This window comes from Aquimarina sp. AD1, assembly GCF_003443695.1.
Classification (GTDB): Bacteria; Bacteroidota; Bacteroidia; order Flavobacteriales; family Flavobacteriaceae; genus Aquimarina; species Aquimarina latercula.
In genome coordinates, this window is the sequence record NZ_CP031966.1 from 3,922,620 (window position 1) to 3,935,562 (window position 12,943).

General features: G+C 28.0%; 12 protein-coding genes. All 12 read left to right on the forward strand.

Features of this window, described 5'->3' with window-relative positions; all coding sequences use genetic code 11:
• Nucleotides 1-7: 7 nt before the first annotated feature.
• The 12 genes from D1815_RS16865 (at nt 8) to D1815_RS16920 (ending at nt 12,936) form a co-directional block, all read left to right on the forward strand.
• On the forward strand, nt 8-1,372 hold the full coding sequence (locus tag D1815_RS16865; protein WP_118388387.1) for a hypothetical protein: 1,365 nt from the start codon (nt 8-10) through the stop codon (nt 1,370-1,372).
• Nucleotides 1,344-2,297, forward strand: coding sequence for a hypothetical protein (locus tag D1815_RS16870; RefSeq protein WP_118388390.1), 954 nt, complete (start codon nt 1,344-1,346; stop codon nt 2,295-2,297). Before D1815_RS16865 ends, D1815_RS16870 begins: the two co-directional genes overlap by 29 nt.
• Nucleotides 2,284-3,369: a glycosyltransferase gene (locus tag D1815_RS16875; protein ID WP_118388392.1), complete on the forward strand. Its 1,086-nt coding sequence runs from the start codon at nt 2,284-2,286 to the stop codon at nt 3,367-3,369. The genes D1815_RS16870 and D1815_RS16875 overlap by 14 nt, the downstream gene beginning before the upstream one ends.
• Before the next feature lie 2 nt (nt 3,370-3,371).
• A complete protein-coding gene (locus D1815_RS16880) occupies nt 3,372-4,151 on the forward strand; it encodes a polysaccharide deacetylase family protein (protein ID WP_118388394.1) in 780 nt (259 codons plus the stop codon).
• Nucleotides 4,141-4,941, forward strand: coding sequence for a formyltransferase family protein (locus tag D1815_RS16885; RefSeq protein WP_158594508.1), 801 nt, complete (start codon nt 4,141-4,143; stop codon nt 4,939-4,941). Before D1815_RS16880 ends, D1815_RS16885 begins: the two co-directional genes overlap by 11 nt.
• A 256-nt stretch (nt 4,942-5,197) precedes the next feature.
• On the forward strand, nt 5,198-6,157 hold the full coding sequence (locus D1815_RS23955; protein ID WP_240337526.1) for an O-antigen ligase: 960 nt from the start codon (nt 5,198-5,200) through the stop codon (nt 6,155-6,157).
• Complete coding sequence (locus D1815_RS16895; protein ID WP_118388400.1) at nt 6,154-7,170, forward strand: hypothetical protein; 1,017 nt, start codon at nt 6,154-6,156, stop codon at nt 7,168-7,170. The genes D1815_RS23955 and D1815_RS16895 overlap by 4 nt, the downstream gene beginning before the upstream one ends.
• A gap of 474 nt (nt 7,171-7,644) precedes the next feature.
• A complete protein-coding gene (locus D1815_RS16900; RefSeq protein WP_118388402.1) occupies nt 7,645-8,415 on the forward strand; it encodes a glycosyltransferase family 2 protein in 771 nt (256 codons plus the stop codon).
• A 61-nt stretch (nt 8,416-8,476) separates the two neighbouring features.
• Nucleotides 8,477-9,634, forward strand: coding sequence for a glycosyltransferase family 4 protein (locus D1815_RS16905; protein WP_240337527.1), 1,158 nt, complete (start codon nt 8,477-8,479; stop codon nt 9,632-9,634).
• A 239-nt stretch (nt 9,635-9,873) separates the two neighbouring features.
• Entirely contained in the window at nt 9,874-10,746 is an 873-nt protein-coding gene (locus D1815_RS16910) for an N-acetylneuraminate synthase family protein (protein ID WP_369899323.1), read from the forward strand.
• On the forward strand, nt 10,743-11,903 hold the full coding sequence (locus tag D1815_RS16915) for an acylneuraminate cytidylyltransferase (protein WP_118388406.1): 1,161 nt from the start codon (nt 10,743-10,745) through the stop codon (nt 11,901-11,903). Before D1815_RS16910 ends, D1815_RS16915 begins: the two co-directional genes overlap by 4 nt.
• Before the next feature lie 10 nt (nt 11,904-11,913).
• Complete coding sequence (locus tag D1815_RS16920) at nt 11,914-12,936, forward strand: hypothetical protein (protein ID WP_118388408.1); 1,023 nt, start codon at nt 11,914-11,916, stop codon at nt 12,934-12,936.
• The last annotated feature ends 7 nt before the right edge of the window (nt 12,937-12,943 follow it).

Here is a 12,943-nt window from a genome sequence, read left to right on the forward strand (position 1 = left end):
AAGTAGAATGCTTTTTAAGCTAAGTAAACTTACAAAGGAAGAATACGTTTTCTTAATAGGGCATTTGCTTTGTTTAGCAATAGGAGAGAGTGTTTTAGGTTATATAATTATCTCAGTATTGTTTTTATATGCTTTAAGAAACTTATTAAAGCATAACTATACACCCGTATTTCTATTATTACTATTAGGAAGTTATCATTCTAAATTTAATAGTGTTTACACCACAGAATTGGGTGGCATAAATTTTATATACCTGCTAATCATTTGTTTTGCTTTAATTAGTATGATAAAAATTAACTTGCCTAAAAAGAGTTTGTTCTTTTTAGCACCTATTTTTATTTTATACATTCTTAATGCTATTTTTGGTTTTTACTTTAAATATTCATTTGGATGGTATGTTAATGAATTGATTTCATTTACCATATTTTACTTTTTTATAATTATAATTATTGGTTTTAGTAAGGAACAGCGTACAAATGTCCTACAAGTTTTAGCGCATTATGTAATATATTTTTATCCAGCGCTAACATTAGTCTCAATTATAACTGCGGGTGAAGAAAATCTGTTTTTTGACGAATTTGAGAAGTTTTATTTTATATCTATTATTCCAATTCTATTCTTAAAAATACCACGTAAATTCTTAATTATTCTTTTACATATAGTTGTTTTTTCATTAAAAGCAAAGTACACCTATACCAGTAGTTTAAATATCCTTTTTATAGCTATATCTGTTGTAATGTTATTTTTTATTATTAAAATATCATTGATAAAGAAAGTAGGATTTGTAGTTTTAGTTTTTTTAGGTGCTTTTATTGTTTATCAAACGAGTAGTAAGCTAACGAAATTCAAAATATATCAAGCTCAAACAGCAATTCCTAAAATGTTTGAAGGAGATGTGTCTTCAATCCCTAAGTCTCCAAGGGTTAGAGCTGTAGAATTTATTATATCTTTTGAAAACCTCAAACAAGCGGGAATGATTTTCCAATTAATTGGAAAAGGCTATGGTAGCTACATTGATGATAATGAAACTAATTTTTTTAAAAAGTATAAGATAAGGTTAAAAGAAGAGGATTATTCGGAAGTAGAAACAAAACTCCAGCACTATAAAAAGGGGCATGGAGGAATTTCGTACATTCCTATTAAAATGGGAATTGTTGGTTTAGTTTTGTTTCTCATTTTTTGCATAATGTCATTTTTTGTATTAATTAAATATAAAAATCTAAAATGGTTAGCAATTTCGGCACCGTTTTATATAATTACCACATTCTCTTACGGTATGAAAAACTTTATTTTTGTAGGCGTAGTAATTGGTTTAGTTTTGTCCATTAACTATAAATATCCTAATGAAAAAAGAACCTCTATATATAGTTGATTTACTAGCCGAGAAGGGACATATACTTTTCGTAAAAAAAGTTATAGAAATTCTTTCTAAAGAATATGAAATAATCTTTATTTCTTCATCTAGATACTGTAAGTTGATAGGAAATAAAAGAAATATAGAGATCAAAAATTATCTTTTCGAATACGGGAATAGATATTCATTTATAGTAAAGCAACTAGTTATTATTAAAAATGTTAAGAAAAAGATAGACAAACATACTAAGATAATAATTACAGGGTTTGAAAACATTTCTTTTTCTATATCGTGGAATGTAAGAAATAGAACATTTGTATATCTTCACAATAATATTGATAAAGAAGGAATCAGTCAATGGTTTTTAAAAAAGATCGATAAAAGAGTCGCATTTTTTGTATTTGAAAAATATATACAGAAACACTTTTATAACCTTAAAAATCAGACATTTTATATTCCGCACGCTTTGAATTATAATCCATCAAATTATAAGGAATTTGAACAAAGTAATATTATTTTTGCACCAAATTTAAATATAGATTCCGAGCATTTTAATAATTTATTAGAATTTAGTTCAGATAATAACTTGAAATTATATATAAAGAGTAAATCAAAAAGGAAGTTTAATGATAAAATGGTTGTATTAAAACCATATTTTGATAATTATTTTGAAATTTTGGAAAAAGCTAAATATGTAGTGCTCGATATTCCTTATAAATATAGAGTAAGTGGTGTTTTTTATGAAAGCATGTCATTAAATAAGAAAATAATACTAATTAACCCTCAAGGTCTATATGGTAGGGAAATGTATAGATTATATCCCAACAATATTTCCCTTGGTTTTATGGAAGAACAACTAGTGAGAAATTCTGATAATTCAATTTTTCTAAAAGCTCATAATGATTCAGAAATAAGAAAAAAAATAACGAATGCAATTCAATAAGAAAATACTAGTTGTAGAAAACCTTTATCCTCTTCAAACTAGAAGTTTTAGAATTGAAAACAGTTTGGTTAATAATGATCAGGACGTTGATTCTATAATGTGGAATAGGAATGGTGTGGAAGTAACAAATGAAAAAAACCATTTTGTTTTTACTAAAATATCAAGGAATAAATTTAGGAAGCTAATCAGTATTTATTCTTACTATAAATTTATTAAACAACAACTTAAAAAAAAGGACTATGATGTTTTAATAGCGTCTCATTGGGATATGCTGTTCTTATGTTTTTTACTTAAGAAGAAAAATCAAAATCTTGTATATGATAACTTAGATATGCCTACGCATAAGTATTTTGTAGTGCGTAAGTTTTTTAGAATATTAGAGCTTATAGCTTTATTACGAACAGATGGTATTATTTATGCTTCGCGATTTTTCAAAGAATTTTATAGCAGTAAAATTCCATCTGTTGTTATTGAAAACAAACCATTAAAATATATAACGAAAGATTATAAATCAATCAATAATGAGGGAGGAAAGTTAACTGTAGCTTTTTTAGGTACTTTAAGGTATATAAAAAGCCTAAAGATTCTAATGGATGCGGTTGGGAATTTACCAAATATGAACCTTATAATAAAGGGATCTGGTTTTGCAGAAGAACTTATAGAATACAAGAAACAAAAAGGATATCCAAATGTAACATTAGAAGTGGGTTGGTACAATTATGATGATCTTGGTAAGCTGTTTTTAAAAACGGATTTGATTTGGGCGGCTTATCCTAGTAAAGATTTTAATGTTAAATATGCTATTTCTAATAAGTATTTTGAATCACTGATTTTTAATAAACCTTGTATCTTTGCAGAAAATACAAAGCTGGGAGATTTTGTAATTGCTAACAATTTGGGCTTTACGGTCGATCCTTATAATAAATTGGCCATAGAATCATTATTAATTAAGATCAACAATAATAGGCCGGTCATTAATAAAGTTAAAACTTCTCAAGTTAATCATTCTTTAAATGAGAAGTTTTGGGAGGATGAAGAAAAAAAATTAATCCCCTTTATATTAAATTTATAATTATGGAAAAAACTTTAACCTTGCTTTATCATGAAGTAACTGACTTTCCGGAAAAGACTGGTTTTCAAAGAAAATCTGCTAATCCTTATAAGCATCCGTTGAAGGAGTTTATTGCTCATATAGATTTGGTTAAAAATTCAGGTAAAAGAGTTTTAACGATTAATGATTATCCATTTAATAAGAAGGAAGATACTATTTTTTTAACTTTTGATGATGGTGGTAAATCTGCATTGCAAGCTGCGGACATATTAGAAGAAAAAAACATGAGGGGACATTTTTTTATAACTACCAGCATGATAAATAATAAATATTTTGTTAACGAACAGGATATTCGTGAACTACAAAATAGAGGACATATAATAGGGTCACATTCTCATTCGCATCCCAATGTCTTTAAAAGCTTATCTAAAGATAAAATGATTTCAGAATGGAGGACAAGCAAAAAAAAACTTGAAGATTTATTAGGATTAGAAATCACTTCTTGTTCGATTCCTGGTGGCGATGCTAATAGGAACACTTATAAAACCGCTTTTGATGAAGGTTATAGTTTTGTGTTTAATTCCGACCCCAGCCTAAAGATTGCTTGTGTTGAGGAAAACAGATATATCATAGGACGAGTATGTCCCAAGAAAGGAAAAAATATAAATCAAATAGAAAGGTATATTCAATTCAAAGATATAAAGAAAGAGCTTTTAACAAGAAAAGTTAAAAATAATATCAAAACATTGATATTTCCTGTTTACTCAGTAATTCATAACAATAATAAACATCGTGAAGGGTAAAAGAATATTATTACTTACAGGTGCAAGTCTACATAATCTCAACACACTGTTTCTTTTTATAAAAGATAAGGAACTTAACGTTGTTGGAGCCTGTATAGCTGATAAAAAGACTCAAGGAATAGATTTTTCCTATTTAAAAATAGCGATTAAAAAAGAAGGTGTTTTTAAAGTTTTTTTTCAGATAGTTCAACGAGTTATATATAAACTTGTAAATTCTAAAAAGGACAAGAAGATAAAATTAGAATTGTATGATGAACCTTTAATTAGAGACTCTATTAATTCATGGAATCAACCAATACATTACACAGAGAATTACCATAAAAAAGAAACCTTTGATTGGATAAAATCTCAAAATCCGGACATAATTGTGGTGCATACTCCGTATTGGGTTGGAAAGAAAATAAGAACTATTGTTAATGGAAATATAATTGGAGGTCATCCTGGAATTGTTCCTTCCTACAGAGGAATTCATTCATCTTTTTGGGCAATTTATAATAAAGCACCTGAAAAGGTTGGATACTCTGTTTTTTGGCTTGATAGCGGAGTTGATACTGGAGATTTAATAAGTCAAGGAATTATCAATATTGAAGAGGGAGATAGTTATATAACTTTAGGATGGAAAGGCATGATCGAGATTGCAAAACAGCAAATAAGAGTTTTAAAAAAAGTAAACAGGGGAATTGAATTACCTAGAACAAAACATATAGAGATTCCGGAAAATTCGTATTACTCTCACCCCACTATTTTTAATTATATCAAATATAGATTTAGTGGGAATAAGGTTAGGTAGTATCTCGGAAAACAAAAGTTTTTATGCTTTAATATTATTATCTGCAATACCAGTATTGCCTTATAGTATATTGTCTATATCTATAATTCTTTATGCGTTATTGTGTTTGATTGAATTTTATAACAAACCATTAAAAAGATTTACAAAAGAGAACAGATTATATTTTTTTTCACAAATAAGCTTTTATCTTTTGTTTTTAATTTCTCTGATTTGGTCACAGGATAAATCTACTGGATTTAAAACCCTTCAGCATGCAATGCCTTTGCTAATATTTCCTGTTTTAAGTGTTTTAGGTAAAGATATAGGGATAAAACAACTTAAAATAGTCTTGAAATCATATATAAGCTTTTCATTGTGTTTAGCGATATATATAATTTTGTTTGTGTTTATAAAAAAAGGCATTTCAGAAGTATTTACCAGCTCAGTAGTATACCATATAATTAAAGGAGATTTTCTCATATTTGATATTCATCCAATTTATACGTCTGTTTTTTTTCTGTTTTCGATAATTCTTCTTTTATATGACTTGTTGAATAATTTTGAGTTTAAAAAAATATTTATTAATCTACCAATTATATTAGTATTTCTATTAGCGATCGCTATTTTGGCATCTAAAATAATCTTAATACTTCTTTTTTTAAGTTTGATTTTTCTGGTTTTCTTTTCTAAGAAGATATCCTTAATGGTTAAATCAATCTTGTTTTTGTTAATTGGGATAGGGACTTTTTTGCTTATTTCTCAAATTAAAGTTATTAATGCTCGTTTTTACAATTTGTTTTTTACTTTTATTAACGAGGATATTAAATTTTTAGCTGGGAATTCTACTTTTAAAAGGTTGCAGATTTATTCTTGTAGTCTTGATATAGTAAAGGATAATTTTTTATTTGGAGTAGGTGTTGGAGACGTTCAGAATTATCTTAATGAGTGTTATAAAGTTAAAGAATTTGATATTGAGAACACTAAAAGCGCCCATAATTTTTATTTCAGAACACTTTTAAATACTGGTGTTTTAGGGTTAATTTTGTTTTTACACTCATTATTTATAAACATTAAGTTGTCTTTTGCTGATAAGACGAGAATTTACTTATTTTTATCTTTATCCTTTATCTCTCTAATGTTCGTTGAAGATTATTTGATTAGAGCGTATGGCGTTACTCTATATGCATTAATTAATCATATATTTTATTTGTACAATAAGAAACCTTTGTCTAAATGATAACACTCCACTTTAATCAAATTAGGCTATTAATCCTTCTTTCATTTCTTTTTCAAGTAATTAGTTCTGAAGGACAAGATAACGATGAGCTAATTTCTAATTACTTAAAAAGCAATATGATGGAATTAGAAAAAAATTGGAATGATAAAGGATATTGGGGAGATGCATTAGAGAATATTGACAATAGATATAATGAAGCGATAACATTTTATTTCTTTATGGAGGAAGAAAATGTTAAACTTTATAATCAAAGAATTAAGAAAGCAATTGAGTTTAGTTTTGATAACTTACAGGGTGAAAACGGTGCATTTCTTCAAAATAATAGACCCAGTCATATTAGAACATCCTTGTTTTTACACGGTATTGGCAAAATTAGTGAGAAACATCCAGATATATTGGAAAATACTATAGTCAAAAAAGGAATAAGAAAAGCTTGTAATTGGTTAAAAGAACCACACGCTTTTGCAACAAACCATAACATGGCAGCTATGCTTGCCATGTATTCTTTATATCATTCTACTTGCGATATTTTTTATTTTGATTTATTTAAACTTTATAGAGATAATATTTTAAAAAACTATATCCCAGTTGATGAAGAAAACGGTTATTGGCCTGAAGCTCCTTCTAATTGGAGAAATAGACTAAATGTTCCGTACTTATTGGTACAATCTTTTCTGCTTCAAGAATATCTATTAATAAATGAAGATGAAGATGTAGAAATGCGTTTTAATAAACTTGTAAATTTTGTTTTTAAACAAATTAATGTCAATAAATGTTCAATTAATGTTAGAAATTCAATAGGAAATTTTAAAAAGAATAATATTAAAGATTTGAATATCTCAGTGGCATCCTTTTTTTGGATGCATAATCTTCAGAACAAGTTAACCAAACGACAACAGAAAAAACTACTTATCCAATCATTTAATTTTTTTGATAGTTCTTGTAAAAAGGCTCCAGTGTTGTTATATACTGATTTGTATTATAGATTTGCAATAATTAATCAATTAAAATGAGATTTTTACCTTTAAGTGTTCCTAACAACAAAGTATTTTCTATTTGAAGTAAAAGTCAAATGAACACGGCTTGATTTATAATAATTTCAAGCAGAAGTAATTTGTCTGTTGAAGTAATCTCTTCTATTAATTGAGACTGGAATGAGTCGAAATGTATTTTTGGAGGTATTGTATATAATGAAATATTTATATCTTTAATATTGTTCTTTTTTTGGAGTAGTTTTATTAGTTTTTGTCAGATACATCTTTTCTAATAATGATCTCTTGGAAAAACTCTTTGTTACTATAGTATTTTTAATTTGTTTTTCTCAGGAAATTTTCTTGTCGATGTTGTTTTTAGATATTATTTTGTTATTGTCAATGCTTCTTTTGAAGAAGAAACAAGTTAAAGATAATAAAAGAATTGAATTAGTCACTTACGTTAATTTGAAATATTAAATTACTTTTGCAAAAACATTAAAACTTGCAGATCTAATGAAACCAAAAGTATCTATCATTACTCCACTATATAACTCAGAACGATTTGTGGCAAAAGCAATTGATTCGGTTCTGTGTCAGACCTATGAAAACTGGGAAATGATTATTGTTGATGATTGTAGCAAGGATAATTCAATAGATATTGTAAAAAGGTTTCAGAAAAAGGAGAGTAGAATAAGATTATTTCAACTTGAAGAAAATTCAGGCTCTGGTATTGCAAGAAATAAAGCCATAGAAGAGAGTAGTGGAGAGATAATTGCATTTCTGGATAGTGATGATATATGGTTACCTAAGAAACTAGAACTACACGTTAATTTTATGCTCAAAAATGATGCTTCTTTTTCTCATGCTTCTTATGGTTTTATAAATGAAGATGGAAATAAAATTAATAAAACCTATCATGTAAGTAGCCGACCAATAGGATATTATGATTTGCTTAAGAGAACGGAAATAAGTTGCCTTACAGCGATGTATAATGTTAAAAAAATTGGTAAATTTTATATGCCAAATCTAAGAAGAAAACAGGACTATGGTCTTTGGTTATCAATTCTGAAAACTGGAGTAAAATCTATACCATTAGATGAAGAATTAGCATTTTATAGACAAGTAAAGGGCTCTGCTACAAATAATAAAAGAAAACTAATCTTTAAGCATTTGGTTTTTCTTTATAAATATCAAAAACTGGGAGTTTTTAGAACAATATATTATTTTACTTGGTGGGCCTTAAATGGTGTGAAAAAATATTATATAAATAGGTATTTTGGGTAATTAGGATCCCTCAAGATAAATCATAAAATTTAAGCTATCTTTGTACATTAAAATTTTTGTGTTGGAATTTTATTATCCGTTAGTTTTCTTTGTAGGAGCATATTTACTTACATTTTTTACCATTCCTAAAATAATTGGTTTGGTAGAGTACAAAAATCTTATGGACAACCCTAACATAAGAAGTTCTCATGTTAAAAGAACTCCTACTTTAGGTGGAGTTTCTTTTTTTTATACACTTATTTTTGCATTGTTTTTTCTACATAATTGGGATAAATTTGATGAAGCTATTTATTTTATACCAGGCTTAACAATTCTTTTTATCGTAGGGTTAAAAGATGATTTATTGGTGCTTTCTCCATATACTAAATTAGCCGCACAATTAGCTGCTATTACTTTCATTTTAAGTAACGAAAGCTTTAGAATAACTACGTTAAATGGATTTTTAGGAATATATGATATACCTGTTTATGTGTATTATATGGTTGGTGGATTCATGATGTTAACCATTATAAATGCTTACAATTTGATTGATGGTATCGATGGTCTAGCATCCATTGTTGGAATTGTTATTTTAGTAATTTATACTACTATTTTTTATTTAACGGGAGAATATTTTTACGTTCTTATTTCATTAGCTCTAAATGGTTCTTTGATTGCTTTTTTAAGTTATAACCTATCTTCTAATAAAAAGATTTTTATGGGCGATACAGGTTCTTTAATTGTCGGTTTTATTATCAGTATATTAACGTTAAAGTTTTTGGCATTATCCCCTGAATCCTACAACAATTTACCATTTCTTTTAGAGAATATACCATTAATAGCTATTAGCATATTAATTGTTCCATTGTTTGATACTGCTAGGGTATTTACAATAAGAGTAGCTAATAAAAAAAGTCCATTTTCACCAGATAGAAATCATACACATCATATACTATTAGACACCTTTAAATTATCACACAAACAAGCAAGTTTTATTATCGGCGGGTTTAACCTTATTTTCGTAATATTAATGATAATTTTAAGTAGTACTTCTTATAATTTTTATTTGGTGTTATTTCTTATAACTTTTGTTGTTGTTATGGCATATCTTTTTTATAGGTTTGACTATAGTTTTGCTAATATTAAAAGGAAAATATTGCTTCGAAAGAAAGTAGATAACATAAAAAGTGAAATGAAAAAAGGAGGAGGGAAATTAATTCAAAAGAAGAAAAAGAATTAAAATTTGATATACCATTTTTTGGTTAAATTTTCCTTATTATGATAAAAACACTAATTTCTTAGAAGACCCAATAGCCGAAACTACATTAGTAAATATTCATTTATAAGAAATCTATAACATATTTTAGGTATTTTTGATCTATTGAGATACAAACAATTTTCTTTTTTTATTGTAAACATAAAACATAGGGAATAACAATAATTATTAATCTATTTCGTAATAGATTAAATATAATGAATATGGAGTATAAAAAACCGAAAGTAATTGCGGAGATAGGTTGCAATCATAAAGGAGATATGGAAATAGCTAAAGAGCTATTACGTCTTTCGAAAGAATGTAATGCTGATGTCGCTAAGTTCCAGAAGAGGAATAATAGAGAGTTACTTACCGAACAACAATATTATGCTCCACACCCCAATCCAAGTAATTCTTATGGAGATACCTATGGAGCACATAGAGAATTTCTTGAGTTTTCGGTTGAACAACATAAAGAACTTAAGAATTATTGCGATCAAATAGGGATAGAATATTCTACCTCAGTTTGGGATGTTACTTCTGCAAGAGAAATGATTACTTTTAATCCATCGATGCTAAAGGTTCCTTCTGCGTGTAATAATCATTTTGATATGCTACGTGTATTAAGAGATGAATATACTGGAGAGGTACATTTATCATTTGGTATGACAAACCAAGATGAAGAAAAACAAATTATATCCTTTTTTGAAGAAACAGATCAAGCAAAACACAGATTGGTTATTTACTCGTGTACATCAGGATATCCGGTGCCATTTGAAGATGTTTGTTTATTGGAAATTTCTCGATTAAAGAATGAGTATGGTAACAGAGTAAAAGATATTGGGTTTTCTGGACATCATTTAGGTATTGCCATTGACAATGCCGCTTACACGTTAGGAGCAACTTGGGTGGAAAGGCATTTTACTAAAGATCGAACCTGGAAAGGTACTGATCATGCGGCTTCTTTAGAGCCAACAGGATTAAGAAAGTTATGTAGGGATTTATTCGCAACTTTTAAAGCATTGAATTATAAAAAAACAGAAATTCTAGAAATAGAACGGGTACAAAGAGACAAACTCAAGTATCGCAAACAATGAAAACCATTGCATTCATACCCGTTCGAGGAGGCAGTAAATCCATTCCTTTAAAGAATATTAAGGAGTTTTGTGGTAAGCCATTGGTATATTGGACTATTAAAGCCGCTGTAGAAACTAAGTCAATTGATGAGGTTATTATCGCCACAGATCACGAACAAATAGAAACTGAAGTAAATTCTTTTGGTTTTAATAAAGTATCTGTATATAGAAGGAATAGCAGTAATGCTCAGGATAGTTCGTCAACAGAGAGTGTAATTTTAGAGTATTTAGAAGTAAGAGAATTAGATAAAAAAGATGCATTTGTTTTGATTCAAGCGACATCACCTTTGTTATCAGCAAAAGATTTAACTGCTGGAATTAAGATGTTTGATAAACAAGAGTATGATAGTGTGCTTTCTTGTGTGTTATCAAAACGTTTTTTTTGGAAAGGGAATGGTGATCCTATAAATTATGATCCTTATAGTCGACCTAGAAGGCAAGATTTTGAAGGAATATATATGGAAAATGGGGCTTTTTATATAAATACTGTTGGAAAGATTAAAGAATCAAGTAATAGACTTTCGGGTAATATAGGAATATGTTTAATGCCTGAATATACGGATGTAGAACTTGATGAAGAAGATGATTGGCAGAGGGCAGAAATTTTAATGAAAAAGTATATACTTTCTGAACAAACAAAGAAAAAAATTACATTATTTATTTCTGATATAGATGGAGTATTGACAGATGCCGGAATGTACTATAGTGAGAATGGAGACGAGTTAAAGAAGTTTAATACTCATGATGGAATGGCTTTTCAATTGATCCGTGAAAGCGGAGTAAAAACAGCTATTATAACATCAGAAAATACTGAGTTGGTAAAAAGAAGAGCAGATAAATTGAAAGTTGATTATTTATATCAAGGAAAACGAGATGGAGGAAAACTATCCGCTGCTTTAGAAATATGTGAAAAAGAAGGTGTTACGATTGAAGATGTAGCTTATATCGGTGACGATATTAATTGTTTTGAATTATTGAGTGCAGTCGGGTTAGCAGCTTGTCCATCTAATGCTTTAAGGAAGATTAGGAATATTCCAGGAATTATAAAACTATCTAGAAAAGGAGGAGAAGGTGTTGTTAGAGAGTTTTATGAAGAAGTTTTAGCAAAAATTCTTTAGATAAACTTTTATGAAGGCAAAACTTATAATAGCTTCTCCTTTACAGTTGATTAATGCTATTGAAGCAAAAGAACATTTAGAGATTAAAAGTACAGATATTACTTTTTTTAGTGATGGAAATATCACTAATGAAAGACAGGTAAAATTGTTACTAGAAGAGCTAAAAATTAAGACAGCCCTATCAATTATTAAAATACCAAAAAATCTAAATTTCTTAGAAAGAATGTTATTTTTAAAAAATTTAGAAAAACATAAGTTATATAATAACTACGAGTATATTATTATAGGTCATTTCAGATCTATATACCAAGCTGCTTTTGCAAACTTATATAACACAAAATATATTTGTGTTGATGATGGAACAAGAACGTTAGATGATATCTCTTTTTTAAACAGGTTTGGTTATAGCACAAAAGCTTTTAAACTAAAAACATTGCTGTATGCTTTTTTTTCAGTGAAACCATATCTATTATCTAAGAAATATACTTTTTTCTCATATTATGCTAAGAAAGTTGAAGTGAAAAATCATATTCACGTATTAGAGAATACTTTTTCTTACATGAGAAGTCTCAAAAGTAAAAAGAGTTCTAAAGTTGAAAAGAAAATTGCTTTTGTTGGACAAAGTCTAGTAGATTCTAAATTGCTAACGTTAGATTTTTATCTTAGTTTGTTGAATAATATTGATGACTACTATAAAAAACGATACCCGGAAGGAATTACAGTAGAATATTATGCACACAGAAATGAATCTGATGAAGTTTTAGAGTTAGTTGCAAAAATGCCTAATTGGGTGATCATAAAAAATAAATTACCATTAGAGTTACATTTTTTGTTCTCTTCTCAGTTTCCTGAGGAAGTTGGGCTATTTTTCTCATCAGTTGCTGAGACATTATCAATTATTCTGGGGGATGAATTAAAACTCAAATCTTTTTTTATTCCTACGGATAAATTATTATATAGAAAATCGGAAATCAATAATCTTTTTGAAACGAATCGAAATTCTGAAAATATTCAATTAATTAATAATTATTGATGAAATA

Bases quoted from the DNA above. Each gene is read 5' to 3' on its own strand.
- D1815_RS16875 (WP_118388392.1), top strand. From the start codon at position 2,284: ATGCAATTCAATAAGAAAATACTAGTTGTAGAAAACCTTTATCCTCTT.
- D1815_RS16870 (WP_118388390.1), top strand. From the start codon at position 1,344: ATGAAAAAAGAACCTCTATATATAGTTGATTTACTAGCCGAGAAGGGA.
- D1815_RS16895 (WP_118388400.1), top strand. From the start codon at position 6,154: ATGATAACACTCCACTTTAATCAAATTAGGCTATTAATCCTTCTTTCA.
- D1815_RS16920 (WP_118388408.1), top strand. From the start codon at position 11,914: ATGAAGGCAAAACTTATAATAGCTTCTCCTTTACAGTTGATTAATGCT.
- D1815_RS16910 (WP_369899323.1), top strand. From the start codon at position 9,874: ATGGAGTATAAAAAACCGAAAGTAATTGCGGAGATAGGTTGCAATCAT.
- D1815_RS23955 (WP_240337526.1), top strand. From the start codon at position 5,198: ATGCCTTTGCTAATATTTCCTGTTTTAAGTGTTTTAGGTAAAGATATA.
- D1815_RS16865 (WP_118388387.1), top strand. From the start codon at position 8: ATGCTTTTTAAGCTAAGTAAACTTACAAAGGAAGAATACGTTTTCTTA.
- D1815_RS16915 (WP_118388406.1), top strand. From the start codon at position 10,743: ATGAAAACCATTGCATTCATACCCGTTCGAGGAGGCAGTAAATCCATT.
- D1815_RS16880 (WP_118388394.1), top strand. From the start codon at position 3,372: ATGGAAAAAACTTTAACCTTGCTTTATCATGAAGTAACTGACTTTCCG.
- D1815_RS16900 (WP_118388402.1), top strand. From the start codon at position 7,645: ATGAAACCAAAAGTATCTATCATTACTCCACTATATAACTCAGAACGA.